Raw genomic sequence first — 26,407 nt, forward strand, 5'->3', positions numbered from 1 at the left:
AACATTCGGGTAAAGTGAACAGAATGTTAGCTCTCATTTTTTCTATACTTGATAAACAAGAGGAAACCTACCCATAGGAAAAGAATTGTAATAAATGGTCCAATATTTGTAAGCTGCTGAAGTATATAGGAAAAGAAGGTATCTGTAGGCTGAGTTGCTACCGGAATTTCGCTCTCCGTTGTTTGGTAATTCAAATAAAGTGGCTTGTAGAATATAATGGTCAAGATACTTGCAATGATTCCGTGTAAAACGCGGGCAAATACATAAGGTGAAAAGCGTATGTCTGTTTTAGCAAGGATACTGGCGACTTGCGCTTGAATAGAAAAGCCATTAAAACCGAGTATGAAGCTCACGAGAATTACTTTCGGGAGTAAGGATTCAGTTGTAATTTCGGATATCAACGTTGCGCCAAGGGTAATTTCAAAAAGTCCTGAGAAAAGCGGAACTGCAAGTGTACCGGGAATGCCGAGCAAGAAGAATATACCTTCAAATAGTTTACTGAATAATATAGTGAAATTTACAAGGTGAAGCAGTTGAACGATAACGGAAAATAAAATAATAAATCCACCGACCATGACAAGAGTTTTAATTGATTGTAAAACTGCATCTCCAAGTACTTCTCCAAGCGGCCTGGGATCTCTACTGCGTGTCCGGTGCATTTGTTTTACTGCTTGAATAAGAATCGGGCTATTATTTTTTTTCTTCGCCTTATTAATTATCGGCTTCTCTTCGCGTATTTTATAAAACCGCATGAGTATCCCGACAACCATGTTGCTTCCATAGTGGGCTGCCGCAAGTAACGCGCCAAGCGCAGCATTATGGAATAAACCGACGGAAATAGCTCCAAAAATAAATAATGGGCTCGAATTATTTGTGAAGGATACGAGCCTTTCTGCTTCAATTTGGGTTAATTGTTTCTCTTCTCTAAGTCTTGCCGCTATTTTCGCTCCTGTTGGGTACCCACTCGCCATTCCCATCATCCATCCGAAACTACCGGCACCTGGCACATTAAATAGCGGTCGCATGATCGGCTCAAATAAGACACCGAGAAATTTAACAACACCGAAAGCAAGTAATAATTCTGCAGTAATAAAAAATGGCAGAAGAGAAGGGAAGACTACTTCTGCCCACATGTTCAACCCACGTAAGCTAGCGGCTAATGCTTCGTCGGGAAAATAAATAAGTAATATCGTTAAACAAATCGTAATTGCTGCTAACAAAATAGTTTTCACAAATGGATTCAAGTTAAAGCCCCCTAATACACGAGCATGTTCTGTACAACCAATTTTAGAAGGTGTAAAATAAACACGAGAATAATTGCGCGAATTAAGTACAAGCTATATATTCTCTATCAATATACGCAGCTTAGGGCTTTGAATATGACTACTATTTACAGAATATAGTTATTCGAAAGGAAGGTGTTGACTGGAAGATGAAATTCTCAAAGAAAAAAATACTGTTTTATTTAATTTTCTTCATCGCTTTATACTTTTTTGCTACATATCAATTACCATATTATATTCAAAAACCTGGGAATACCGAGCCATTAAATCCAATTGTGGAAGTGGCTGATGGATACGAAAGTGAAGGAGAAATGTACTTAGTGACGGTTAGCGGACTACAGGCCACACCACTCCATTATATCCTTGCAAAAATTCTTCCACATAACGAGATTAAACCTCTCCATGAAGTAATTCCAGAAGGAATAAGCACAGAAGATTATATGCATGCACAACTTCAAGTGATGGAAAGCTCCCAGGAAGCCTCTCTTGTAGTCGCTTACGAGGCAGCTGATCGTGATATTACAATCGATTATGAAGGTGTGTATGTCGTAAGTGTTGTCGAGGATATGCCGTCTTATGGGAAGCTTGAGATGGGAGATTTAATAACTCGAATTGATGGGGTCGAAATCACTGAATCCACTGATTTAATCAATTATGTTGAGGAAAAAGCTGCCGGTGAAACAATTACGGTTGAATTATTGAGAGAAGATGAGCAGTTAACGGAAGAAATAACGTTGGATTACTTTCCAGACGATGAGACTCGAGTAGGAATGGGCATCAGTTTGGTAACCGATCGGGAAGTGACGGTAAATCCTGAAGTCGAGTTTTCCAGTGGTCAAATTGGTGGTCCAAGTGCCGGGTTAATGTTCGCTTTAGAAATTTACGATCAATTGACCGAGGAAGATATTACAAAAGGCTACAAAATTGCCGGTACAGGAGAAATCGATTATGAAGGAAATGTATACCGAATCGGTGGAATAGACAAAAAGGTTGTCTCTGCTGACAGGGAGGGAATCGATATTTTCTTCGCCCCATATGAGGAAGGAAGAGCGGATTCCAATTATGTCGTTGCTAAAGAAAAAGCAGAAGAAATCGGTACAGCGATGGAAATTGTACCAGTTGATACGTTTAATGATGCATTAGAGTATTTAGAAGCACTACCTGAAAAATAATAAAGCTTGCGGGCAGGGTAATTAATCGTAACGTTACCCTGCCTGCAAGCTTTTTTTATCACGCATAAACGGTCTGTAATACCCTCACTTCTAAACATGAAGGAAGCCCAACATGTGAAGGTGGGGTATACAGTCCGTAAATCCCTGATTCTGTTCAACTAACATTCAGTGGGGAAGTAAAGAAACCCCACTGAATGAAGTTTCACTTTATCTAACGATTCGGATTGGCCCTTTTAATTCTTGTTTAAATAGCATTTTTCTGGTGGAAGGCTTAAGGATACTGTAATAGGAAAGGCTTGCTTTTTCTTCTAGTTGCATTAAGGGATGCATGTTTTTACGATAGCTGGATAGAACAGGAATTTTGATTGCTTTTTTTACATGGTTTAAATATTTTTGCCCTTGCTCGGTGATGCCGAGAACCCGGACATATGGAAGTTCAGAATTCTCGGCCAAAAATGGGACTAGTTCATCTTTAGTCGTATTCGTTAAGAGATGTGTAAAGATCCGCTGAATTCTCGTCCACGTATATCGTTTGGTTTTAATTTTACGGAACCAATCTTCCATATTTTCCACTTGGTTAGCAGTATTTTTTAAGCGATATTCGATTCCCTCTGTTACTCCGTGGATTTGCCGGAGTTCCTGGGGAGTCATTGTTTGCACCCGGTAATTCACAAGTTGAAAATAATGTTCCCAGTGATGCCAAAGAGAAGTTGTTTGTTTATATTGCTGGAGCATTTCAGCAGTGATCGCTGGAAGTGCTGCGCGAGCCTGTGATGTTACGCTCTGATGCGCGATGATTTCTTTTCGAATACTTGTCGCACTGGCAATTTTCCCCGTAATGTCCGGATCATGAAACTCATTGTTTAATCGTTTGATTGTATGGATATCCATCGGCAAATCCTGTTCAAGGATTGTATTTACATAACCCATGCCGAGAATATTATTCGGCTGGGACAGATCGAATTGTTTATTTACAAGCCCAATTGCTTCGTACGCTTTCATGCTCGCTTCTGGAAAAGACAGACCTTGATGTAAGCGTGCTTTTAACTCGATTTCATACTCTTTTTTCCGTTCTTTCTGTACCAGGTTAGCTGATATAAACGGCTCTGCATTACCAGCTTCACTCCCGAAACAAATACTTGAAGCGCCGAGCGCATAAAGCAATTGTACAGCCCCTCTTGCAAAATAATCACTATTTTGCACCGCGTAAGCATATGGTAACTCTAATACGATGTCAACACCGGAGGAAAGGGCGGCTCTTGTCCGGTCAAATTTATCGATGATTGCAGGCTCCCCACGTTGTAGGAAATTGCCACTCATAACTGCAATTACGGATTCAGCCTGTGATACTTCTTTAGCTTTTTGGACATGATATGCATGACCATTGTGAAAGGGATTATATTCGACAACGACGCCACAAGCTTTCATTTATTTCAACTCCCAGCATTAATGTGCTATTATTGTAACAAATAAAGGAAGAGAATTTCAGCTAAAAACAGAAAAAAGATTTAGGAAAAAGATTTTATTAATTAGCTGTAAAGAAAAGATATTGACAAAAGATCAATTTTCTTTTAAAATAACTCTTGTTGCCTAGAGGTGATGAACATGAAAATTTCTGTCTCACAGATTCAGAGAGGGAGCTTTAGTGAGCCCCTTGAAGTGGAAGAAACAGTTGATGTTTCGGAATTGGAAACGATGAATAATGATATTCGCCGAATTGGACCTGCACAGGTTAAAGCTTTATTGACAATGGACCAGAATGAAGAAATAATTGCTTCTTTAACCATTAAAGGTGAAATGACTTTACCATGTGCAAGAACACTTGTGGATGTTCCTTATTCGTACGACATTTCGGTTGATGAAGTATTCTCTACTTCCCCATTTATTACCGAAGATGAATTGGAAGAAGAAATTCATCCGGTTGAAGGAGAAGTGCTTGACTTAAAGCCGTATATCATGGAAAATATTCTATTGGACATCCCATTTCGAGTGTTCTCAAAGGAATCCAATCCGGAAGGCGCAGCACCTAGAGATGGTGACGGCTGGAGTTTTGTTCAAGAGGAAGAACCAAAGGAACAAACTATTGATCCGCGTTTAAAAAAATTGGCGTCTTTACTTGAAAATAATAAGAAGGAAAATGAATAGTGAATAACGTTCTTTTCATTTGAAGGAGGTGTAGGTCATGGCAGTACCTAAGCGTAAAACATCGAAAAAAGTAAAAAACCAACGTCGTACTCATAAAAAACTACATGTACCTGGCATGGTAGAATGTTCTAATTGTGGTGAATTGACGAAGCCGCACCATGTATGTAAAGCATGTGGACATTATGATGGAAGAGAAGTTGTTAGCAACTAATCGATAGACAACAGCGAGGAGCAGATCACAATCACGTGGTCTGTTTTTTATTTTTTTCTTGTATAATAACTAGGAGACTAAAAGAACGAATGAAAAGGGGCGAATTTTCTTGGGAGAAGTAATCAGCTATGAAATGAATGACGAAGGTTACGGAACAATCCGTTTGAACCGACCAGAGAAGCAAAATGCAATTTCGTTACATATGGCAGAACAGTTACAAGAAAAGCTAGTTGAAGCAAGAGGGGATAATTTGAAATTTTTAATTCTTACAGGGGTAGAGAATCGAATGTTCTCCGCTGGTGGAGATTTAAATGATTTACACGGAGAACTATCAACTGGTGAAGCATTCGCCAGATTAAAGCCAATGATGGATGTATTGCAGATGGTCCTTCATTTCCCTGTACCGGTAATTGCCCTGTTGAACGGGAATGCGTTAGGTGGGGGCTGTGAACTTGCGACAGCTTGCGACATCCGGATTGCTAAAGCGAATACAAAATTTGGATTTATCCAGTCGACAATTGGTATCCTACCTGGCTGGGGCGGTGGTGCGATTCTTTATAAAAAAGTGCAACCGGATTTTGCACTTGACTGGATTGCAAGGGGAGCTATATTAGACGCCTGTGAGCTCGAAGAAAAAGGGTGGATTCACCATGTAATTGATGACAGAGATTGGGACGATGCCATTTATCTAGAAAACTATATAGCAAAGTCGGAAGAACAGATGCGTCTATTAAAAAAACAATTCACAATCAATATCGCAGCAGATGAACTTTCTAGGCTGATGGTGGAAGAGGTGAAAAGCGCTGCTAGTCTATGGGAATCTGAAGCTCATAAGCAAGCAATTGAAAAATTTTCTAAAAAGAAATAGCTAAACATGATTCTATCAACCCTCACTTCTGCATACATTGATAGCAAAGTAATGAAGGAGGATTGCGATGAAAGAAACTAGACAGGATGCATGGACGAAAGAAGAAGATGTTTTATTAGCAGAAACCGTCCTGCAATATATTAAGAATGGTAATACCCAGCTGGAAGCGTTTAAAGAAGTGGCTGCTAAACTTGCAAGAACACCGGCTGCTTGTGGTTTCCGCTGGAATGCGACAATTCGGAAGCAGTATGATTCAGCGATCCGCAAAGCGAAAGAAGAGCGAAAAAAGGTGAGTAGCCAAGCATTGCGTGCGCTCCAGGCGAATGAAGGGGCTCTTGAAATGAATGCAATTGAGTCTGCTATACAACTTCTGGAACAATTGAAAAGTAAAGGCCCTGAAGCCGAGAATAATGAACAAGTGCAATTGATTGAGAGGCTTAAACAGGAGAATGAGCAACTGAAACAACAAATCGAACGGTATAAAAATGCTTGGAGCGAGATGGAAAAGTTATGGAATTGGGTGGATGGAAACAGTGAACGTAATCTCGGTGTTTAAAAAAACCACGTGAAGTTCGTTCACTAACTTCACGTGGAAATTTTTCATTCATCGTCATGATTAGGGAGTGCGGCCTTTTCCTGGACACCTTGAGGTAGCCAAATCAATGGATTCTCCCCAAGGTCCCGTTCGAGATCATATTGGGCTTTTTGGAAACCCATCTTTTCCCAGAAGCCTTGTGAATTGATCCGTGGACTTGTTTTAATTGGTAAATTAAAGCTCTTCGCATAGTCCACCATCAATTTTCCATACCCTTTCCCTTGGTAGTCTGGTAATACTTCCAGCTTCCAGAGTGCTAAATAATCCTGTGGTGGGTCAAAATAGTTATCATATTTTTCTTTTATTCTGTATAAACTCATTCTCGCTATTAGGTTCTCCCCGATATAAACCCCGTAAAAAGGTGATTCACTATTGTTTTCAATCAAGTTGTTCTGTAAGTCTTCGAGCATTGAGAGCTCTTGGTTGCCATATTCTCGAAAGCGTTTAAATTTCTCAAGTGTTTTGAAGTTGATTAATAAGTTTTCCACCTTCACTTTATTCATACTTACATCCCCCTTAGTTTATCATGGATATTCATTCATGAAACATTAAATGATCAAAGCATGTTAGATGTATTCTTTCTCTTTATAATTATACATTAATTAATAGTTTTTTTAAATCTTGAGGTTGTGTAACATTGTTATTTCGAATATAGTAGAATCAAAATAGTGCAATCTTGAATGCCAATTTTTATACACTCAACTTACTTGAGCAGATCACTTCCATTCAGCGTAAGTGCAACTATCTTCTGGAGGTTCGCAGTCCAGACACCTCTCGCACCTGCTGAGCGGCTGGTGAGCCTCCTCGCAGGCAAGCCTGCTGCGGGGTCTCACCAAGCCTATCGACGAACAGGATGTTCTAATGCCGGCATTGGTCACAGGACGTGACCGTACTTAGCCGGCCTCCCGCAGGAGTCTCGAGGTGTCCGGACTGCTCCGAGGAAAGATTCAATTTGTAACACTAATTGTTATTCGGGAAGTACAACTTTCATTTTGATGGAATAAACTCCATTCAAAATAATCTTCCCAACCAGTTCAGTTGCCCGGTGGACGGTGGCTCCTGCGGGAATAGCACAAGTCCGGAGACCCCGCAGGGCGATAGCCCGAGGAGGCTTCGGCTGTGCCCGCGGAAAGCATCCGTCCACCGGGCAACTGAACGGCGATTAGAGATCCAGCCGAGAGAACGTGCTAAACACTTATGCTGAATGAAAGTAATTTATTGTTTGGTTTGTGAAAGTTAAGTTATACTGGGAAAATTGGTAAATCACATAAGGAGAAACTACGGAATGCTAGATTTTATTGTTTATATTCTATCGTTTTTTATTACGATTCCGCTGCTTGCCAGTTTTCTTGTTTATATTATTCGTATGATTCGTGAGCGGAATAAGTTAAAAGCGTTTCATGCTGCAGTGAATTGGACGACACTTTTATATATTATCGCTGTGACGATTATGCTTGGGATTGTATTTGACCGCAGCTTTGTTGGGATTGTTTTAATCTTCCTGCTTTTATCCCTGTCATTAATTGTATTTATCCAGTGGAGGATGGGGCAAGATGTACAAATTAAGAAAGCGGCCAAATTATTATGGAGAATATCTTTTCTTCTATTCTTTCTCCTTTACGGGTGCTTAATGATTGTCGGGATTATTAAATATTTGGCAGCATAAACAGAAAGAGTGAAATTTCTGTTGGGATTAGATACAATACAACTTGGACTTATTCATAAAGGAGTAGAATCAGATGCGAATCGACGCGGTAAACATACGGAATCAAGGTCAGTTGATCGCTGATTATAAAAGCAATAGATCGGTTATGAAATTTTTTGATTATCATCCTTTCGAATCGGTGGATGAAAGGGTGGAGGAGTTAAGCAATAGATCATTCAAACGTGAGGAATTGGCGGCGATTCTTGCGGAGCGCAATACAGCCTGGGGTGCAGGGGAAGCGACATTAAAAAATATAAAAAAGTTTCAGAACCCAGAAAGTGTTGTCGTCGTAGGTGGGCAGCAAGCGGGACTCCTCACAGGACCGCTCTATACGATCAACAAAATAATTTCGATCCTTCAATATGCAAAGGAGCAGGAAAAAAGATTAAATATACCCGTTTTACCCGTCTTCTGGATAGCAGGAGAGGACCATGATTTTGAGGAAGTCAATCATGTATTCTTCCCGCATGGAAAAGGGCTGAACAAGTATCCGCTCAAGCAATCCCATTATAAAAAACTTCCCGTAACGGATATTACATTGGACCAAGAGGTTGCAGCCAAATGGGTGGACGAACTTTTCTCCAAGCTTCCGGAAACTATACATACGAGAGATATTTACCAGTTGGTAACGGGTGCGTTACGCCAATCTGTAAGTTTCACCGATTTTTTTGCTGTTGTCATTCATAAACTCTTCCAAGAAGAAGGGATTATCTTGATGGATGCAGCTGATGAGAAGATTCGTAATATCGAACAAGATTATTTTATCCGCTTGATTGAGAATCAGCCAAAGATCAGCCGAGGTGTATTTGATATTGCAAAAGAACTGGAAGACTGTGGATACACGGCTGCTCTCGAACTAGACCCCGCTGATGGTCATTTATTCTATCACTTGGATGGAGAACGTATTTTATTAAGCCGGACGGAGCAAGGGACTTGGAAGGGCAAGCAAGATGAAATCGAGCTAACGACAGAGGATTTATTAAAGCTTGCGGAAACAAATCCAGAGAAGCTAAGTAATAATGTCGTCACCCGTCCAGTTATGCAGGAACTTCTCCTGCCTACATTAGCTTTCATAGGGGGACCAGGAGAAATTAGTTATTGGGCACTGCTGAAGCCTGCGTTTCACGCATTAGATTTGAAGATGCCTCCAGTTATCCCAAGGCTTTCATTTACTTATCTCCCTGAGACAATTAATAAAGCGCTCGCTGCAACAGGTTTAACTGTTGAGGAGGCAATTAACGAAGGAAGTTCTGCCAAAAGAGAGCAATGGCTCTTAACGAAACAAGAGCCACCGATTGATGAACTTGCTAAGAACTTGAAAGAAACAATTAAAGAAGCCCATAAACCACTCCGAGAAACGGCAGAAGCAATCCGGGATGATGTGGGAGCACTTGCAGAGAAAAACCTTCATTACTTGCAAAGGGAAATCGAATTTTTGCAACACCGAATGAAGCTAGCTTTAGAGGAGAAGTATGCAAAAGATATCAAACAATTTGATGAGATTCAATTACTGCTTCGCCCAGGAGAAGGATTACAAGAGCGGATGTGGAATGTTTTACCGTTTTTGAATGAATACGGAAGAGAGTTCATTTCAAAAGTAGCTCGTTGTACCTGTTCTTTCCAAAACTCGCATTACGTTGTTTATTTATAATCCACTTTGGGAACATTTACCACCACCATCCACCACTTTTAAAAAGAATAGAGAAAAGCAGTTAATCATTGATATGACAGCTTTTCTCTTTTTTTGTTTCTATTACTTTTCTCCAAGCAAGTGAAAATCTGAAAAAATATCGAAAAAGAAGTGGAGGATAGTGGAGGGTTGTGGTAATATAATATTACGAAAGTGGGGAGAAGAATATGTTCATGGGGGAATACAAGCATAATGTTGATACGAAGGGCAGAATGATTGTACCCGCCAAGTTTCGTGAAGAACTTGGGGATACATTTGTTGTGACCCGCGGTCTTGATAAATGCTTGTTCGCTTACCCAATGAACGAATGGAAGATTATTGAAGATAAATTAAAACAACTCCCACTAACAAAGAAAGATGCCAGAGCCTTCACCCGTTTCTTCTTTTCAGGTGCCGTTGAATGTGAAGTGGATAAACAGGGAAGAATAAATATTCCTTCCACACTAAGGACATATGCCGCACTGGAAAAGGAATGTGTTGTCATCGGGGTCTCTGATCGAGTAGAGATCTGGGCAGGAGAGAAATGGGAAGAATACGTGGAAGAATCGGAGGAATCTTTCTCCGAGATCGCAGAAAATCTATTGGATTTTGATATTTAAAACAAAAGCAGAAGCGACTGTTTAGCGCGACGTGTGGCTGTGTCCCTTATAGAGACAATTGGCATGTCTCTTTACCACACGGATGCTCAAAAAGTCCGCTAGTCGCTGATGGAAGTAATTGAAGCAGGTGATCACTTGTTTGAACATTATAGTGTATTGAAACAGGAAACAATAAAAGGCTTGAATATAGTGCCAAATGGTACATACGTAGACTGTACAGTTGGCGGCGGAGGTCACTCAGAAGAAATAGCATCGAGATTGAATAAGGATGGACTCCTAATCGCTTTTGATCAGGACATTGATGCGCTAGAAGCAGCCAAAAAAAGATTAGCGCCTTATGAGGACCGGATCCAATTTATCCATGCGAATTTTCGAGAAATCAGTGAGGAACTCGAGAAGCTCGATAGGGATCGAATCGATGGTATCTTATTTGATCTCGGAGTTTCCTCTCCGCAGCTAGATCGTGGGGAAAGAGGATTTAGTTATCACCAGGATGCCGAACTCGATATGCGTATGAATCAGGAAAGTGATTTGACAGCAAAGGAAATAGTGAATGATTGGCCTTATGAAAAGTTAGTAGGCATCTTTTTCCAATATGGTGAAGAGAAATTTTCAAAGCAAATCGCAAGGAAAATTGAAGACTATCGCAGGACCGCTACGATAGAGACAACCTCCGAACTTGTAGAGATCATCAAAGAAGCAATTCCCGCTCCTGCAAGAAGAAAGGGGGGGCACCCTGCAAAACGGATATTTCAAGCATTACGGATTGCAGTAAATGATGAACTGGCCGCTTTCAATGATGCACTGCATCAAGCAGCAGAACTTGTAAGTATTGATGGAAGAGTTGTCGTAATCACATTCCATTCTTTAGAAGACCGTTTATGCAAGCAGGCCTTTAAAAAATGGAGTACAGCGAAAGAAACACCACGAAATTTACCAATCATACCGAAAGAGCACGAAGCACCGTTTCGGTTAATTACGAGAAAACCAATTATAGCAAAGGAGAGTGAACTCGAGGAAAATCGCAGGTCACGCTCTGCTAAATTAAGAATTGTAGAGAAAAGAAAAAAATGGGATAAAGCATTTATATACGAGGAAGGGTGGAGAAAATAATGAGCGCAAATCAAGCGAGGAGCTGGAACGCGAATCCATCTCCTAGTCCAAATCACGAACCAAAAAAGGTATCTGTAAAGGTTAAGAAACAGGGTTGGATTACCAAAGGTGAAAAAGTCATTTATTCAATGATTGCTGCTGGTTTAATTATTGCTGGTGTATTTATGGTTTCTTTATCTTCCGAGACAGATGCCTTAAACCGGGAATTACAACAACTTGAACGCACTGTCCAACAACAACAAATCGCAAATGAAGGCCTCGCTTTCGAAGTGAAAGAATTATCCCGTCCAGAACGTATTATCTCCATTGCCGAATCACATGGATTAACAATTCAAAATGCTGAGGTAAAACAAGCGCAAGCAGTAGAACAGGATTAAGAGGTTATCGTATGAGGAAAAACAAGACGACACATATGATGGCGGGTATACTAATCATCTTTTTTGTAGCGATTTTTATCGTGCTAACGGGCAGATTTATTTACATCCAGGCAACTGGAGAAGTAAATAATATTTCATTGGAAGAATGGGCGAAACAAAAACGTACCTCTTCCTATACGCTCCCGGCAGAACGTGGCAAAATTCTCGATAAGAACGGTATGATCCTCGCCTATGACCGGCCGACATACCGTGTATTTGCCATTCTCGATGATGCATACTCGGAAGACCCTGAGAAACCGCGGCACGTTGTGGATGTTGACAAGACTGCTGAAGCCCTTGCTCCAATATTAGATGTGGAAGCAAGTGACATCCGTAATTCTTTACAAGCGGGTCTGGATGCCGATCCGCCGCGATTCCAAGTGGAATTCGGTAATGCTGGCCGGCAACTTAGTCAGAAGCAGAAAGAAGAAATTGAAGAACTTAAATTACCAGGAATTTACTTTGATGAAGAGGCGATGCGCTTTTATCCAAATGGCGTGTTCGCATCGCACATCATCGGGTTTGCAAGGGAAACGGAATTTGAAGACGAGAATGGAGAAATCAAGTCTGAAATTTCGGGTGTAACTGGTATGGAAAAGCAGATGGATGATTTGCTTCGAGGGAAAAATGGCTATATTTCTTACCAGCGGGATTTGTATAATTCAAAACTGTTGAACCCGAATGAAGTTATTAAAGAACCAGAAGATGGAAATGATGTCTACTTAACCCTAGATCAAAAAATCCAAACATTGTTGGACGAGGCAATGTCTACGGTAGAGTCTTCCTATAGCCCGGAACGGATGACGGCCGTAGTGATGCATGCGAAGACCGGGGAAGTCCTAGCAATGAGTAGTCGACCAAGCTATAATCCGAACAATCCGGAAGACGTACAGAATTGGTATAATGACGTTATCTCCACTCCAATTGAGCCGGGCTCTACTGTGAAGATGTTTACTTGGGCCGCTGCGATTGAGGAAGGCGTATATAACGGCGATGAGACATACTTATCTGGAACATATAACGTAAATGAGAAAATCATCCCGATCCGAGATGTAAACGAAGGAAAAGGTTGGGGAACAATCACCTTTGATGAAGGATTTGAACGTTCTTCAAACGTGGCAGCTTCGAAGCTCGTTTGGGAGAAGTTAGGAACAGAGAAGTTTTTAGATTATCTGCATGCATTTGATATGGATAAAACGACAGAAATCGATTTGCCAGGGGAAATTACCGGTGAGATTTTATATAATTGGCCTCGTGAAAAACTCACTACTTCCTTTGGTCAAGGAAGTACGGTTACGCCAATTCAGATGATGAAAGCAGCAACTGCAATTGCAAATGATGGAAAAATGGTGAAACCATATGTCATCAATAAAATTGTCGACCCATCGACTTCTGAGGTAATTGATCAAAATGAACCGGAAGTTGTTTCCGAACCAATATCCCCAGAAACCGCAGAACAAGTACGCGGTCTATTACAGCGGGTTGTTGAAGGGAAAAATGGTACGGGAAGACAATTCCGCCTTGAAGATTACTCGATTGGTGGGAAGACTGGTACAGCTCAAATCCCTAGCGCGGATGGAGGCGGGTATTTAAGAGGCAGGGAAAATATGATCTTTTCATTTTTAGGAATGGCCCCGATTGAAGATCCGGAATTGGTCATGTTCGTCTCTGTGCAGCAGCCTAAGCTTGAAGCTGATGAACATGGATCTCAACCTGTTTCTTTTATAGTGAAAAGCGTAATGGAAAACAGTTTACATTATTTAAATATCGATCCAGACGGTGAAGATATCGAAGAAATTGAACGAGTTGAAATTCCTGAACTTACGGGAAAAAATCCAGAGAAAATAGCTGCTCAACTTGAAGAAAAAGGATTTAACGTGACTACAGTTGGTAGTGGAAAACAAGTAGTGCAAGCTAATGTGACAGCAGGAGAAAAAATCCTACCGACAAAACATATTATTCTCGTCACGGATGAACCAGCAATGCCAGACATAATGGGGTGGTCTCAACGCCAAGTTGTCGAGCTCGCAGATATGCTCGATTTACAGCTTGAAAGCTTCGGAAACGGCTATGTTGTAATGCAAAGCGTTGAGCCGGGCACTTCGTTAAGAGAAGGTTCTTATCTAGGTATCGAACTGCTCCCTCCGGGGGAAGAAAGAGAAGAAGTTCAAGAAGACGAATCAGCAGATGATGAACAAGCGGAAGAAACAGATGTAGAACAAGAGGAAACAAACGAATAAAGACAAGGAAAACAGTGTTCTATTCGTTTTTTGAAGCTCATATAGTGGATACAAGCCTATCTATGAAGAGGAGTGCAGGTATGAAACGCGTATCCACGATTACAGTCAAAAAACGAATTGTCACTGTTTTTCTTTTTTCCTTATTTATTTTACTTATCATCATCTTCAGGTTGGCCTATGTCCAATTTGTAATGGGGGACAAATTGTTTGAAGAAGCGAATGAACTTTGGACAAGGGATATCCAATTTGCTCCAGAGCGAGGGAAAATATTGGATATGACCGGGACGCCGCTTGCTGAAAATGTCACCGCTCCAAGCGTGACTATCGTACCGAGACAGGTAACGGATGCCGAAACGACTGCGAAAGAGCTAGCAGCAGTGTTAGAAGCCCCGGTGGATAAAGTATATGAAACGATCACAAAACCAGCATCAAGTGTGACCATCCGGCCAGAAGGAATTAAGATTTCAGATGAAAAGGAGCGGGCTATTCGTACATTAAACCTTCCCGGGGTCTATTTGGCCAAAGATTCGAAGCGCCATTATCCTTATGAAACATCCCTTTCCCATGTACTTGGATTTACCGGTATCGATAACCAGGGATTAATGGGCCTCGAGCAATACTATGATGAAAAGTTAAAAGGGTCGGTAGGTAGCTTATCTTTCTTTTCGGACGCGCGTGGCAACCGGTTAGATACGCTTGCTGACGTATATACCCCACCAATGGATGGAATGCATTTAAAAACGACAATTCACTCTCAAGTACAAGCAATATTAGAACGCGAAATGGACTTAGCAGCTTTAAAATATAATCCTGACGGTGCAATGGCTATCGCAGTCAATCCGAAAACTGGTGGCATCCTCGGAATGACGACGAGACCAAATTTTCACCCGGAATATTATCAGGAAGCAGATGCGGAAGTGTTTGACCGGAATCTGCCGATTTGGAGCACATATGAACCAGGGTCTACTTTTAAAATAATCACGCTTGCTGCCGCCTTGGAAGAAAAGGTAATTGATCTTCATGACGGTCATTTCCATGATGATGGAGATATTAATGTCTCTGGAACCCATATCCGCTGCTGGAAAAGGGGAGGGCATGGTCACCAAAGTTATCTTGAAGTTGTACAGAATTCCTGTAACCCCGGATTTGTAAACTTGGGGCAACTGCTCGGAACGGAGAAACTGTTTTCTTACATTGATTCGTTTGGTTTTGGTAAGAAAACAGGGATCGATTTGGAAGGAGAGGGAAATGGAATCCTTTTTAATCCCGAGAATGTAGGACCAATCGAACTTGCTACGACAGCTTTCGGGCAAGGTGTATCTGTTACACCTATTCAACAGGTCATGGCTGTAGCAGCTGCTGTAAATGGCGGATTTTTATATGAGCCTTATATAGCTTCTGAGTGGCTTGATCCCGTTACGGAAGAAGTTGTCGAACGGATTGAACCGACAATTAAGCACCAGGTGATTGCCGAGGAAACGTCAGAGGAATTACGTTATGCCCTTGAATCTGTAGTTGCACAGGGGACGGGCCGACCTGCATATGTTGAAGGGTACCGAGTGGGAGGAAAGACAGGAACCGCACAAAAAGTAGGTCCGGATGGTCGCTATATGCAAAATAACTATATTGTTTCCTTTATCGGTTTCGCACCGGCGGATGACCCGGAAATCGTCGTCTATGTAGCTGTCGATAACCCGAAGAATACAGTTCAATTTGGAGGAGTTGTTGCAGCGCCGATTGTCGGAAAAATTATCGGGGATAGTTTACCGGTCATGGGAGTGGAAAAGCGTTCAGATGGATTAGAGAAAGAATATCAATGGCCGGAAGAGCCGCTTGTAGAAGTACCTGATTTAATTGGACTGAAGCCAGAAGAACTTTCGGAGTACATGCTGAATTTATCTGTGGATGTGAGCGGAAGTGGTGGAGAGATTATTGATCAAGCACCACGCCCAGGTGAAAAAGTAGAACAAGGAGCAAAAATCCGGATATTCTTAAGTGAATAATAGATTGATAGATTGATTGTCATCCTTTTCCCATCGGTATAGTTCTTTGGAGAAGGGTGAACCGATGAAATTAAGCGAATTGATTCAGACGCTGCCTTTTATAAGCTTGACTGAAGAAGCTGGGGAAATAGAGATAACTGCTATCTATACAGATTCCCGCCAAGTGACGCCAGGAAGTTTATTCATCTGTATTGAAGGCTTTCAGACAGATGGGCATCTCTACGTTCAAGATGCGATTGAAAAGGGCGCGCGCGTCATTATTGCAGAGAAAGAAGTCGAGAGCAAGGTTCCGGTTATTTATGTGAATGATTCGGTACGGGCTCTTGCAATAATAGCGAGTGCATTTTACGACAGTCCAACAACAGCGCTCCCTTTAATCGGAATCACAGGAACAAATGGGAAAACAACGGTCAGCTATCTTCTCGATGCAATATACAACCATTTTGGAAAGAAAACTGGTGTGATCGGGACAATTCATAATAAAGTTGGGGAACGCCTTAAGGAAACGAATAATACGACGCCAGACGCGCTCATCCTTCAACAGCTTTTTCACGACATGAGGAATTCAGGGGTTGAACAGGTGATTATGGAAGTATCATCACACGGTCTTGATTTAGGAAGAGTATATGGCTGTGATTTTGATACGGTAATATTTACCAATTTAAGTCAGGACCATTTGGATTATCATAAGAATGAGTTCAATTATTTCTTTGCTAAAAGTCAATTATTCTCACGACTCGGGAACACTTATGACGGGAGAAGAAAGTATTCCATTATCAATGCAGACGATAAATATGTAGGAATGCTGAAAAAAACGAGTGCATTTCCAACTATAACCTATGGAATAGATAGTGAAGCAGACGTAATGGCTGATGATATTGAGCTTTCACAAGACTGTACGATATTTCAATTGAAAACACCAGTCGGAACGGTTAAAATTACGAGTAGGCTTACCGGCAAGTTTAATATTTATAATATGCTTGCAGCGGCCTCTGCTGCGCTGATAAACGATATTCCGCTGCATATCATTAAAGATACACTTCAGGTTGTTCCACCAATTCCTGGACGATTCGAGACGGTCGATTTCGGGCAACCGTTCGGAGTAATTGTGGATTATGCTCATACGCCTCATGCGGTGAAAAATATTCTTGAAACATGCAAGGAACTTAAAACGGGGAAGCTTTATTGTGTACTTGGTTGTGGCGGAGACCGTGACCCGGCGAAACGCCCGCTTATGGCGCGGGAAGCCGTTTGGCATGCAGATTATGCAATTTTCACTTCAGATAATCCCCGAACCGAAGATCCGCGAGCGATTATCGATGATATGGTGCAGGCATTGGATGGATATGAGCAAACTTATGAGATAATCATCGACCGGAAAGCCGCAATCGAGAAAGCCATGTCTATAGCCGAAGCTGGCGACCTTGTCGTAATAGCAGGGAAAGGGCATGAAACCTATCAGGAAATTGCCGGTGAGAAATATCCATTTGACGACCGGATTGTAGCTAAAAACGCGTTTTTAAATAAGGAGTTTTAACGATGTTATTTACAGTGAAAGAATTAAAATACGTATTTACGAACCATCATGAATCACTTGATGATTCTCTTGCAATCAATCGAATTACAACAGATAGTCGGTTGAAAACAGATCATGCATTATTTATTCCGATTATCGGGGATCAGCTTAATGGCCATGATTATGTGGAACAAGCGATAGAAAATGGCGCGGTTGCAATTGTATGGGATGAGAAGGAGGAGCTGCCTCCTTCTATCCCGCGTGATTTTCCAGTTTTTTTCACAGAAGATACAACAGCAGGCTTACAAAAGCTGGCCGCATACTATCGAGATGAGATTAATCCAATTGTCATCGGGATTACCGGATCAAATGGGAAGACGACGACGAAGGACCTTGTGGCCGCAATTATGAAGACAACTTACAATACACATGCCACATTAGGAAATTTGAACAATCATATCGGTTTACCATTAACAATTCTTAGTATGCCCCGTGATACGGAAGTGCTTGTACTCGAGCTTGGAATGAGCGGTTTCGGTGAAATTGATGTACTAACAAAGATTGCAAAGCCTGATTATGCAGTTATTACGAATATTGGGGAATCACATATTGAATACCTTGGTTCAAGGGAAGGAATTGCAAAAGCCAAGCTTGAAATAATCAATGGGCTAAAAGAAGGCGGCACATTAATTGTTGATGGTGATGAACCGCTTCTGCAAGACATACATACGGACGATCCAGTGGATATTATCCGCTGTGGTTTTAATGCGGATAATGAATTCCGACTTCGTGACGTAGATATTACAGTAGGTGGGACAGCTTTCACGGATGCTCACGGCCGCCACCTTCAGGTTCCTCTACTTGGTAAGCATCACGCAAAAAACGCAGGGTTCGCTCTTCAAATTGCCGAATTACTTCATATCTCTAAGGAGAAACGAGAAGCAGGCTTACAAGCTCTGGCACATTCGGCGATGCGTTTTGAATTATTGAAGTCAAAACAACATCAGGCAACCGTTGTGAATGATTCGTACAACGCCTCACCAACATCGATGAAAGCAGCAATTGAAGTAATTAAACAGATGGAAGGCTTCGATACGAAAATACTTGTCCTCGGTGATGTTCTTGAACTCGGGGAATACGCAGACCAGTTGCACCGCTCGATAGCGGACGTGATTTCTTCTCCAATCACCCACTTGTATACATATGGGGAAAAAGCAAAATTGATTACTGAAAATGTCCAGGACAGTGAAATTCAGTGTAAACACTTCGGGACAAAGGAAGCATTAATGAGCGAATTAAATCAGCACCTTACAGAGATGAGTCTTGTTTTGTTTAAAGCATCACGCGGCCTTCAGTTTGAAACAATGGTTGAAGATATCGTGATGGAGCAAGAAGATAAGGAGCAGTAATTGAGGGGGAACTTGACATGAATATAACTACTTTAATAATGACGATAGGGATATCATTTTTAATTACTGTTCTTTTTTCGCCGCTTTTCATTCCATTTTTAAGAAGATTAAAGTTTGGACAAAGTATTCGCGAAGAAGGACCAGAATCACATCAGAAAAAGAGCGGTACGCCAACGATGGGCGGTATTATGATCGTACTAAGCATAATAATCACTTCGCTGATCATGGTGTGGAAAGTGAGCGGAACAATCGGATACGAAGTTTGGTTATTACTACTCGTCATATTCGGTTACGGACTTGTAGGCTTTCTTGACGATTTCATCAAAGTAGTCATGAAGCGGAACCTTGGTCTAACTTCACTGCAGAAGTTAATCGGCCAAATCGTAATTGCACTTCTATTCTTTTTTGTTTTACAGGCGAATGATTTTTCAACCTATATCCAAATTCCGGGGACGAATATCCAATGGGAACTTGGTTGGTTTTATGCAATCTTAGTAATTTTTATGCTCGTAGGTTCTTCCAATGCGGTCAACTTGACGGATGGATTGGATGGACTGCTTGCAGGTACAGCAGCCATTGCGTTTGGGGCATTTGCAATATTAGCAGTATATGGAATGCCGCAGAACGATATTGCGGTCTTCTCACTGGCATCAGCAGGAGCACTGCTGGGCTTTCTCGTGTTCAACGCCCACCCTGCTAAAGTGTTCATGGGTGACACTGGATCCCTTGCACTGGGCGGAGCAATAGCAGCTGTAGCAATTCTTACAAAAATGGAAATCCTCCTAGTTATAATCGGTGGTGTTTTTGTTATTGAGACATTATCCGTGATCATCCAGGTGATTTCCTTTAAAACAACTGGTAAACGTGTCTTTAAAATGAGCCCATTACATCACCACTATGAACTGATGGGTTGGTCGGAATGGCGTGTCGTTACCACATTCTGGCTAGTAGGATTCGTGTTTGCCGCATTAGGGATTTTTATTGAGGTGGGCTTAAATTGAGAAAACTAGAGGCTTTTCCATATCATCATGTGCTCGTTCTCGGCTTGGCTAGAAGTGGAACAGCAGCTGCAAAAACATTACTTAAAAATGGTAAACAAGTAAGGGTGAATGACCAGCAATTGACGACCAAGTCAACGGTCGTTCAAGACCTTGTGGCGCTCGGTGCCGAAATCGTACTGGGTTCCCATCCATTATCTGTTTTAGAAGGAATTGAAATCATCGTTAAAAATCCGGGTATTTCTTATGATAATCCCGTACTGATCGAAGCGGTGAAGCGGAATATCCCAATTGTGACGGAGATAGAAATTGCCTATCAGCTCGTTCCTGGTACATTAATTGGAATTACCGGTTCAAACGGAAAGACAACAACGACGACGCTTACAACTAAAATGTTAGAGGAAAGCAAGCAACAGGTTAAAGTAGCTGGTAATATCGGTATCGTAGCTACAGAGGTTGCAGAAAGTTTAACAGATGATGAAACATTAGTTTTAGAACTGTCTTCTTTCCAGCTTCAAGGAACGATAGATTTCCGGCCAAATATCGCGGTCATCTTAAATATCTATCAAGCACATCTTGATTATCACAAATCACTCGAAAATTATAAACAAGCGAAATATAATATATTCCGTAACCAGACGGAAGATGACTATTTAATCTATAATGCGGACGATTCGGATATCACGACAGCTATAGCTGATACGAGAGCAAGACGAATCCCATTTTCTACTACGAGGGAAGTTCAAAATGGTGCCTGGTCCGATGGAGAAGCGATTTATTTCCAAAATGAGAAGATTATGGACGTAGAAAAAATTGTTCTTGTTGGTGATCACCATTTAGAGAATATCCTAGCAGCAATTTGTGCAGCAAAATTGGCAGGTGCAACGAATGAAGGGATTGAAAGAGTATTAACAACCTTCGCAGGTGTAGAGCACCGTCTTCAATATGTAACAAATTTGCAGGGCCGATACTTTTACAACGATTCAAAAGCGACGAATATGCTCGCAACCGAAAAAGCATTAGCTTCCTTTAAACAACCAACCATTCTACTTGCAGGTGGCCTGGATCGAGGCGATGACCTTACAGGGCTCATCCCTCATTTGAAAAATGTGAAAGGCCTCGTAAGCTTTGGAGAGACGAAGGAAAAGTTTAATGAAGTAGCAAAACAAGCAGGTATTCCTCATGTTTTAACAGCGGAAAATGTAGAAGATGCTGTTCAAAAGGGTTACGGAATCTCAGAAGAGAATGATGTGATCCTCTTGTCGCCAGCATGTGCAAGCTGGGATCAGTATCGTACATTTGAAGAAAGAGGAGACATGTTTATCCAAGCCGTGCATAAACTGTTATAGGGGCTTGGACAACATAGAACGGATTGCAATATAGTTGAATTGCCCCTATTCTTGGAAGAAAGGGGTTTTTTCATGCTTAGGAATCTCACAAAGGCTGAGAACCGACCAGACATTTTGCTGCTCACCGTTATTGTCGCACTCTTAATTGTTGGGATCATTATGGTATATAGTGCTTCACATGTATGGTCGCTTTATAAATTTGGAGATGAGTTCTATTATTTAAAAAGGCAACTGCTGTTTGCTGGTGCCGGTTTTATCGCGATGCTCTTTTTTATGCTGATCCCATATACGACTTGGAAGAAATATTCTAATTTTATTCTGCTTGGCTGTTTCATTTTGCTTATCCTCGTTCTAATCCCGGGAATTGGAATGATTCGGGGAGGGGCGCGCAGCTGGATTGGTGTCGGAGCATTTAGTATTCAGCCGTCTGAATTTATGAAACTTGGCCTGATTGTTTTCCTTGCCGCTCTTTTATCGGAAAAACAGAAATATATCACTTCTTTTACGAAAGGATTTTTGCCTTCCCTGCTTCTCATTTTTACGGCCTTCGGTTTAATTATGTTACAACCGGATTTAGGCACAGGTCTCGTTTTAGTACTTACTTGCGTCATCATGCTTTTTATTGCGGGTGCCAGAATCTCCCATTTTATAGGGTTAGGCTTAGTTGGTTTGATTGGATTTGCTTTTTTAATCATATCGGCTCCATATCGGATAAATCGAATTGTTGCCTTTCTAAACCCTTGGGAAGACCCTCTCGGTGACGGTTTCCAGATTATCCAGTCTTTGTATGCGATAGGGCCAGGGGGGCTGATGGGGCTTGGAATGGGTAATAGCTTACAAAAATACTTTTACTTACCGGAACCGCAGACTGATTTTATCTTTGCAATTCTTGCAGAAGAGTTAGGTTTCATTGGCGGAGTAGGGTTGATTCTATTGTTTTTCGTCATGCTTTGGCGTGGGATTAAAATAGCTTTAGAATCCATTGATCCTTTTGCAAGGTATTTGGCTTTAGGAATCGTTGCGATGTTGATTATACAGGTGATGATAAACATCAGTGTCGTCATCGGTCTTATACCAGTCACAGGAATCACACTTCCATTCCTAAGTTACGGAGGCTCATCCCTAACTCTCACCCTCTGCTCCGTGGGCATCCTCCTAAACATCAGCATCCACTCGAAAATATAGCATTTAATACAATTAGATAAAAACTGTTTCTTTCCAAGTTCATCCGCATCCTTCATACACCTCTCGCTTTCCACGGGCTAACCAGCCACCTGCGGAAAGTGAGAAGTATCGGGACTGCGGACTTTGGTAGTGGAACTGTATTTTTAAAAAACAAGTTTGATCCGGCATGAATTTTCATAAAACTGATGGTTTACTTGTTTTACCAGTAAAAACTTTCAAATCTATGACAAGTAAACTATCGATTACATACTAATCTATGATATAATTCTAATAACCTGATAACAAAGTCGAATTTCTATACAATTATGTTATCAGCGATAAAAAGTGAAAATAAAAAGATTTACTATGCTGACAAAGGAAGAAATGGAGATGAATAAAAACAATAAGAATATTGTTTCCATTGAGGACCGTATTCCAAAATTAAAAGAAGCCCGTAAGAAAAAAGCGAATCGGCGTTTAGTTTTTTATATGACAATCTTTTTCTTCCTAATCTCGATTATTGTTTATCTCCAATCACCACTAAGTGAGGTAAAACAAGTAACAGTTCATAATAACTCGTTTATACCAGATGAAGAGATTGTGGAAATCAGCGGTCTATCAGAGAAGCAAAACATTTGGGCAATTGATTTTGCAGCAATTGAAGAATCCTTGGAGAATAGTCCGATGATAGACAAGGTGACGGTGGATAGGAAACTGCCAAATACGGTTGCGATCACCGTACAGGAAAAAGAAATTATCGGTATCCTCGAAGATGAAGAAGGGATCTATTTTCCGGTGCTTGAAAGCGGGGAACTTCTGGAAACCATTGAGCATCAATCATTTACAGGCGACGCTCCGTTATTAATCGGATTTACAGATAAAGAATATTTGGCTAAAGCTGCTAATGAATTGAATAAATTACCAAAAGATATTCTAGACTTAATTTCTGAGATGTACTGGCAACCAACAGAAGAAAATAAGAACAATGTATTATTTTATATGAGCGATGGTTTTATCGTGCAAAGTTCGATCCGAGACTTTGCAGAAGGTATGACTACTTACCCTTCTGTCGTTTCCCAGCTTGACCCAGAAGTAAAAGGTGTTATACATATGGGTGTCGGAGTCTATTTTGAGGCTTTCGAAGCGGAGGATGATGAAGATGCCGCTAATGAAGAAGAGCCGATGGATGAGTCTGAAACGGAGGAATCTGAAGAATAAAGCGAATGAACCTTTAATAATCAGGTAAAAACGTCAAAAAACGAATGAATCACACGAAAAGTATAGAAGGTGACAAGATTATTTTCTTATTTTAAAGGAAATCATCTTTGTCATGTTGAATTAATAATTAACAAGACTTAGAAAAATACGAAACTTTAAGATAAAATGATCCGTTCATGTTCTTGAACGATTATGTTGAATGAGGGGGTGCCTTTTCTTGAATAATAGCGAAATTCTAGTAAGTTTAGATATTGGAACAACGAAAATCAAAGTTATTATTGGAGAAGTATTGAATGATTCATTAAATATAATCGGGGTTGGCACTGCCAAGTCCCTAGGTATGAAAAAAGGTGCGATTGTCGATATCGATCAGACGGTGCAATCTATTCGGAATGCGGTTGAGCAAGCGGAAAGAATGGTAGGCATGGAAATTAATCGTGTCGTAGTTGGAATTAACGGGAATCATATTTGGCTGCAACCATGTCATGGTGTAGTTGCTGTCCAAAGCGAAGACAGGGAAATTACCGATGAAGATGTTACAAGAGTGCTAGACGGAGCACAGGTGGTTTCAATTCCTCCAGAAAGGGAAATTATCGATGTGGTTCCTGAGCAGTTTATTGTAGATGGCTTGGATGGCATCACAGATCCACGCGGAATGATTGGTGTTCGGCTTGAGATGGAAGGGACACTAATCACCTGTTCGAAGACTGTCTTACATAATACATTGAAGTGTGTAGAGCGGGCAGGACTCGAGGTTTCAGATATCTGCCTCTCCCCGCTCGCAGCAGGTGCTGTGGCATTATCTGATGATGAGAAAAATATGGGTGTTGCCCTTATTGATGTAGGTGGCGGTTGCACAACAGTATCCATCTACGAAAATGATTATCTCGTTGCGACAAGTACGATTGCGCTTGGCGGCGACAACATTACGAAAGATTTGTCCATTGGCCTTCGCACTTCAACAGAGGAAGCGGAAGATATTAAGCTTAACTATGGTTATGCTTATTATGATGAAGCGAACGAAGAAGAAACTTTTGAAGTGTCAATAATTGGCAGTGATAAGAGACAAACGTATAATCAGTTGCAGATTTCTGATATGATTGAAGCAAGAATGGAAGAGATATTTGAGTTTGCCGATCGAGAAATTAGACGGATGGGCTTCCTTGAGTTACCGGGCGGATTTGTTTTAACCGGCGGAACAATGGCGATGCCAGGAGTTTTAGAGCTCGCTCAAAGCTTATTCTACTCAAATGTCCGCATTGCAATTCCGGATTACATAGGTGTAAGGGAACCGCTCTATACAACAGGTGTCGGTATATTGCAATTTGCATACCGAAATGCGAAAATCCAAGGGAAACAGTTATACCCAGCTGTTACCGAAGTGGAACACGAACCAAACGTAAAACGGAATCCGAAACAAGTAAAACCGAAAGAACCAAAAGAGAAAAAGAAAAAGAAAGAATCTGGAATTGCTAATCTGTTTAAATATTTCTTTGATTGATTCAAAGATTAGATGAATCAGCTTTTAAACATCTGTAATTTTGCATATTAGGAGGAACGAAGTATGTTGGAATTTGATACAAATATGGAGGAGTTAGCGAAAATAAAAGTTGTCGGTGCTGGTGGCGGCGGGAACAACGCAGTTAACCGTATGATTGAGCACGGAGTAGAAGGCGTGGAGTTTATCGCTGTTAATACAGATGCTCAAGCTTTAAATTTATCCAAGGCAGAAGTTAAGGTTCAGATCGGAGCGAAACTAACTCGTGGTCTTGGAGCAGGTGCGAACCCGGAAGTTGGAAAAAAAGCAGCAGAGGAAAGTAAAGAACAATTAGAAGAAGTACTTTCAGGAGCTGATATGATTTTCGTAACTGCAGGAATGGGTGGTGGGACAGGTACAGGTGCCGCGCCGGTAATCGCGCAAATCGCGAAAGAGCTAGGCGCATTAACCGTTGGTGTTGTAACTCGTCCATTTTCCTTCGAAGGCAGGCGTCGAGCAAATCAGGCCATAGCCGGGATTGAAACATTAAAGAGTAATGTAGATACATTAATTGTTATTCCGAATGATCGTTTACTTGAAATAGTCGATAAAAATACGCCAATGCTGGAAGCGTTCCGTGAAGCGGATAATATTTTACGACAAGGGGTCCAAGGGATCTCTGACTTAATTGCGAAGCCGGGTCTAATTAACGTTGACTTTGCTGACGTTAAAACAATTATGTATGACAAAGGATCCGCACTAATGGGAATCGGAATTGCGACAGGAGAAACTAGAGCAACAGAAGCAGCGAAGAAAGCTATTTCTAGCCCGCTTCTTGAAACATCCGTTGATGGTGCTCACGGTATTCTAATGAATATCACCGGTGGAACAAGCTTGAGTCTGTATGAAGTGCAGGAAGCAGCTGACCTTGTAACGAATGCAGCCGATGAAGAAGTGAACGTAATATTCGGTTCAGTTATTAATGAGAATCTGAATGATGAGATCGTCGTTACTGTGATTGCAACAGGTTTTGATGAAAACGCCCAGAAGTCGAATAAACCAAAACGGGATACGCGACCATCGATTGCGGAAAGACAACAAGCAGCTAGCCGCGAACCGGAAGAACAGCCGCAAAGGGAAATGAAACCAAATAATCCTCGTCCGAAAGTGGAAGAAGATGAACTGGATATCCCGACATTCTTAAGAAATCGTAATCGGAATCGCTAATGCAAACAT

General features: G+C 41.2%; 23 protein-coding genes. 20 read left to right on the plus strand and 3 right to left on the minus strand.

Going from position 1 to position 26,407, the window contains the following annotated elements; genetic code table 11:
• Window positions 1-26: 26 nt before the first annotated feature.
• Window positions 27-1,244: a dipicolinic acid transporter SpoVV gene (gene spoVV / locus IEX94_RS00775; protein WP_188855631.1), complete on the minus strand. Its 1,218-nt coding sequence runs from the start codon at window positions 1,242-1,244 to the stop codon at window positions 27-29.
• Window positions 1,245-1,432: 188 nt separating this feature from the next.
• Between spoVV and IEX94_RS00780 the strand changes: the two genes are divergently transcribed.
• The gene (locus tag IEX94_RS00780; protein WP_188855632.1) at window positions 1,433-2,455 is read left to right on the plus strand and encodes a SepM family pheromone-processing serine protease; all 1,023 of its coding nucleotides are present in this window, start codon (window positions 1,433-1,435) and stop codon (window positions 2,453-2,455) included.
• A 207-nt stretch (window positions 2,456-2,662) separates the two neighbouring features.
• Here IEX94_RS00780 and IEX94_RS00785 read toward each other — a convergent pair whose 3' ends face one another.
• Window positions 2,663-3,883: a nucleotidyltransferase gene (locus IEX94_RS00785; RefSeq protein WP_188855633.1), complete on the minus strand. Its 1,221-nt coding sequence runs from the start codon at window positions 3,881-3,883 to the stop codon at window positions 2,663-2,665.
• Between the two features lie 177 nt (window positions 3,884-4,060).
• Here IEX94_RS00785 and IEX94_RS00790 point away from each other — a divergent pair, with 177 nt between their 5' ends.
• The 4 genes from IEX94_RS00790 (at window position 4,061) to IEX94_RS00805 (ending at window position 6,235) form a co-directional block, all read left to right on the plus strand.
• On the plus strand, window positions 4,061-4,600 hold the full coding sequence (locus IEX94_RS00790) for a YceD family protein (protein ID WP_188855634.1): 540 nt from the start codon (window positions 4,061-4,063) through the stop codon (window positions 4,598-4,600).
• A 37-nt stretch (window positions 4,601-4,637) separates the two neighbouring features.
• On the plus strand, window positions 4,638-4,811 hold the full coding sequence (gene rpmF / locus IEX94_RS00795; RefSeq protein ID WP_188855635.1) for a 50S ribosomal protein L32: 174 nt from the start codon (window positions 4,638-4,640) through the stop codon (window positions 4,809-4,811).
• Window positions 4,812-4,920: 109 nt separating this feature from the next.
• The gene (locus tag IEX94_RS00800; RefSeq protein WP_188855636.1) at window positions 4,921-5,679 is read left to right on the plus strand and encodes an enoyl-CoA hydratase/isomerase family protein; all 759 of its coding nucleotides are present in this window, start codon (window positions 4,921-4,923) and stop codon (window positions 5,677-5,679) included.
• 67 nt (window positions 5,680-5,746) lie between these two features.
• Window positions 5,747-6,235 carry an RsfA family transcriptional regulator gene (locus IEX94_RS00805; RefSeq protein ID WP_188855637.1) on the plus strand — a complete coding sequence of 163 codons (489 nt, stop codon included), beginning with the start codon at window positions 5,747-5,749 and terminating at the stop codon, window positions 6,233-6,235.
• A gap of 44 nt (window positions 6,236-6,279) precedes the next feature.
• Here the strand turns inward: IEX94_RS00805 and IEX94_RS00810 are convergent, their stop codons facing one another.
• Window positions 6,280-6,777: an N-acetyltransferase gene (locus IEX94_RS00810; protein ID WP_188855638.1), complete on the minus strand. Its 498-nt coding sequence runs from the start codon at window positions 6,775-6,777 to the stop codon at window positions 6,280-6,282.
• Window positions 6,778-7,559: 782 nt separating this feature from the next.
• Here IEX94_RS00810 and IEX94_RS00815 point away from each other — a divergent pair.
• The 15 genes from IEX94_RS00815 to ftsZ all read left to right on the plus strand — a co-directional run bounded on the left by IEX94_RS00815 (window position 7,560) and on the right by ftsZ (window position 26,398).
• Window positions 7,560-7,940, plus strand: a complete 381-nt coding sequence (locus IEX94_RS00815; RefSeq protein WP_188855639.1) for a DUF3397 domain-containing protein — start codon at window positions 7,560-7,562, stop codon at window positions 7,938-7,940.
• 73 nt (window positions 7,941-8,013) lie between these two features.
• Complete coding sequence (gene bshC / locus IEX94_RS00820) at window positions 8,014-9,630, plus strand: bacillithiol biosynthesis cysteine-adding enzyme BshC (protein WP_188855640.1); 1,617 nt, start codon at window positions 8,014-8,016, stop codon at window positions 9,628-9,630.
• 206 nt (window positions 9,631-9,836) lie between these two features.
• Window positions 9,837-10,268 (plus strand): division/cell wall cluster transcriptional repressor MraZ, encoded by a 432-nt coding sequence (gene mraZ / locus IEX94_RS00825; protein ID WP_156855542.1) that lies wholly within the window; start codon window positions 9,837-9,839, stop codon window positions 10,266-10,268.
• A gap of 135 nt (window positions 10,269-10,403) precedes the next feature.
• On the plus strand, window positions 10,404-11,381 hold the full coding sequence (rsmH, locus tag IEX94_RS00830) for a 16S rRNA (cytosine(1402)-N(4))-methyltransferase RsmH (RefSeq protein ID WP_188855768.1): 978 nt from the start codon (window positions 10,404-10,406) through the stop codon (window positions 11,379-11,381).
• The gene (ftsL, locus tag IEX94_RS00835; protein ID WP_188855641.1) at window positions 11,381-11,758 is read left to right on the plus strand and encodes a cell division protein FtsL; all 378 of its coding nucleotides are present in this window, start codon (window positions 11,381-11,383) and stop codon (window positions 11,756-11,758) included. Before rsmH ends, ftsL begins: the two co-directional genes overlap by 1 nt.
• 11 nt (window positions 11,759-11,769) lie before the next feature.
• The gene (locus IEX94_RS00840) at window positions 11,770-14,037 is read left to right on the plus strand and encodes a penicillin-binding protein (RefSeq protein ID WP_188855642.1); all 2,268 of its coding nucleotides are present in this window, start codon (window positions 11,770-11,772) and stop codon (window positions 14,035-14,037) included.
• Between the two features lie 80 nt (window positions 14,038-14,117).
• Window positions 14,118-16,040 carry a stage V sporulation protein D gene (locus IEX94_RS00845; protein WP_188855643.1) on the plus strand — a complete coding sequence of 641 codons (1,923 nt, stop codon included), beginning with the start codon at window positions 14,118-14,120 and terminating at the stop codon, window positions 16,038-16,040.
• A 64-nt stretch (window positions 16,041-16,104) separates the two neighbouring features.
• Entirely contained in the window at window positions 16,105-17,577 is a 1,473-nt protein-coding gene (locus IEX94_RS00850; RefSeq protein ID WP_188855644.1) for a UDP-N-acetylmuramoyl-L-alanyl-D-glutamate--2,6-diaminopimelate ligase, read from the plus strand.
• A gap of 2 nt (window positions 17,578-17,579) precedes the next feature.
• Window positions 17,580-18,965 (plus strand): UDP-N-acetylmuramoyl-tripeptide--D-alanyl-D-alanine ligase, encoded by a 1,386-nt coding sequence (locus tag IEX94_RS00855; protein ID WP_188855645.1) that lies wholly within the window; start codon window positions 17,580-17,582, stop codon window positions 18,963-18,965.
• A 17-nt stretch (window positions 18,966-18,982) separates the two neighbouring features.
• Window positions 18,983-19,966: a phospho-N-acetylmuramoyl-pentapeptide-transferase gene (gene mraY, locus IEX94_RS00860; RefSeq protein ID WP_156855535.1), complete on the plus strand. Its 984-nt coding sequence runs from the start codon at window positions 18,983-18,985 to the stop codon at window positions 19,964-19,966.
• Complete coding sequence (gene murD, locus IEX94_RS00865; RefSeq protein WP_188855646.1) at window positions 19,963-21,312, plus strand: UDP-N-acetylmuramoyl-L-alanine--D-glutamate ligase; 1,350 nt, start codon at window positions 19,963-19,965, stop codon at window positions 21,310-21,312. The genes mraY and murD overlap by 4 nt, the downstream gene beginning before the upstream one ends.
• Before the next feature lie 72 nt (window positions 21,313-21,384).
• Complete coding sequence (spoVE, locus tag IEX94_RS00870; protein ID WP_188855647.1) at window positions 21,385-22,497, plus strand: stage V sporulation protein E; 1,113 nt, start codon at window positions 21,385-21,387, stop codon at window positions 22,495-22,497.
• A 369-nt stretch (window positions 22,498-22,866) separates the two neighbouring features.
• A complete protein-coding gene (locus IEX94_RS00875) occupies window positions 22,867-23,694 on the plus strand; it encodes a cell division protein FtsQ/DivIB (protein WP_188855648.1) in 828 nt (275 codons plus the stop codon).
• 217 nt (window positions 23,695-23,911) lie between these two features.
• Entirely contained in the window at window positions 23,912-25,195 is a 1,284-nt protein-coding gene (gene ftsA, locus IEX94_RS00880; RefSeq protein ID WP_188855649.1) for a cell division protein FtsA, read from the plus strand.
• Between the two features lie 63 nt (window positions 25,196-25,258).
• On the plus strand, window positions 25,259-26,398 hold the full coding sequence (gene ftsZ, locus IEX94_RS00885) for a cell division protein FtsZ (protein ID WP_188855650.1): 1,140 nt from the start codon (window positions 25,259-25,261) through the stop codon (window positions 26,396-26,398).
• Window positions 26,399-26,407 lie beyond the last annotated feature (9 nt).

The sequence above is a fragment of the Oceanobacillus indicireducens genome, assembly GCF_014647195.1.
GTDB classification, from domain to species: Bacteria; Bacillota; Bacilli; order Bacillales; family Amphibacillaceae; genus Oceanobacillus; species Oceanobacillus indicireducens.

What these genes read in the sequence shown, in the direction of transcription:
- IEX94_RS00780 (WP_188855632.1), top strand. Translation starts at nt 1,433, where the DNA reads ATGAAATTCTCAAAGAAAAAAATACTGTTTTATTTAATTTTCTTCATC.
- IEX94_RS00785 (WP_188855633.1), bottom strand. Translation starts at nt 3,883, where the DNA reads ATGAAAGCTTGTGGCGTCGTTGTCGAATATAATCCCTTTCACAATGGT.
- IEX94_RS00790 (WP_188855634.1), top strand. Translation starts at nt 4,061, where the DNA reads ATGAAAATTTCTGTCTCACAGATTCAGAGAGGGAGCTTTAGTGAGCCC.
- rpmF (WP_188855635.1), top strand. Translation starts at nt 4,638, where the DNA reads ATGGCAGTACCTAAGCGTAAAACATCGAAAAAAGTAAAAAACCAACGT.
- IEX94_RS00805 (WP_188855637.1), top strand. Translation starts at nt 5,747, where the DNA reads ATGAAAGAAACTAGACAGGATGCATGGACGAAAGAAGAAGATGTTTTA.
- IEX94_RS00810 (WP_188855638.1), bottom strand. Translation starts at nt 6,777, where the DNA reads ATGAATAAAGTGAAGGTGGAAAACTTATTAATCAACTTCAAAACACTT.
- IEX94_RS00815 (WP_188855639.1), top strand. Translation starts at nt 7,560, where the DNA reads ATGCTAGATTTTATTGTTTATATTCTATCGTTTTTTATTACGATTCCG.
- bshC (WP_188855640.1), top strand. Translation starts at nt 8,014, where the DNA reads ATGCGAATCGACGCGGTAAACATACGGAATCAAGGTCAGTTGATCGCT.
- mraZ (WP_156855542.1), top strand. Translation starts at nt 9,837, where the DNA reads ATGTTCATGGGGGAATACAAGCATAATGTTGATACGAAGGGCAGAATG.
- ftsL (WP_188855641.1), top strand. Translation starts at nt 11,381, where the DNA reads ATGAGCGCAAATCAAGCGAGGAGCTGGAACGCGAATCCATCTCCTAGT.
- IEX94_RS00840 (WP_188855642.1), top strand. Translation starts at nt 11,770, where the DNA reads ATGAGGAAAAACAAGACGACACATATGATGGCGGGTATACTAATCATC.
- IEX94_RS00845 (WP_188855643.1), top strand. Translation starts at nt 14,118, where the DNA reads ATGAAACGCGTATCCACGATTACAGTCAAAAAACGAATTGTCACTGTT.
- IEX94_RS00850 (WP_188855644.1), top strand. Translation starts at nt 16,105, where the DNA reads ATGAAATTAAGCGAATTGATTCAGACGCTGCCTTTTATAAGCTTGACT.
- IEX94_RS00855 (WP_188855645.1), top strand. Translation starts at nt 17,580, where the DNA reads ATGTTATTTACAGTGAAAGAATTAAAATACGTATTTACGAACCATCAT.
- mraY (WP_156855535.1), top strand. Translation starts at nt 18,983, where the DNA reads ATGAATATAACTACTTTAATAATGACGATAGGGATATCATTTTTAATT.
- spoVE (WP_188855647.1), top strand. Translation starts at nt 21,385, where the DNA reads ATGCTTAGGAATCTCACAAAGGCTGAGAACCGACCAGACATTTTGCTG.
- IEX94_RS00875 (WP_188855648.1), top strand. Translation starts at nt 22,867, where the DNA reads ATGAATAAAAACAATAAGAATATTGTTTCCATTGAGGACCGTATTCCA.
- ftsZ (WP_188855650.1), top strand. Translation starts at nt 25,259, where the DNA reads ATGTTGGAATTTGATACAAATATGGAGGAGTTAGCGAAAATAAAAGTT.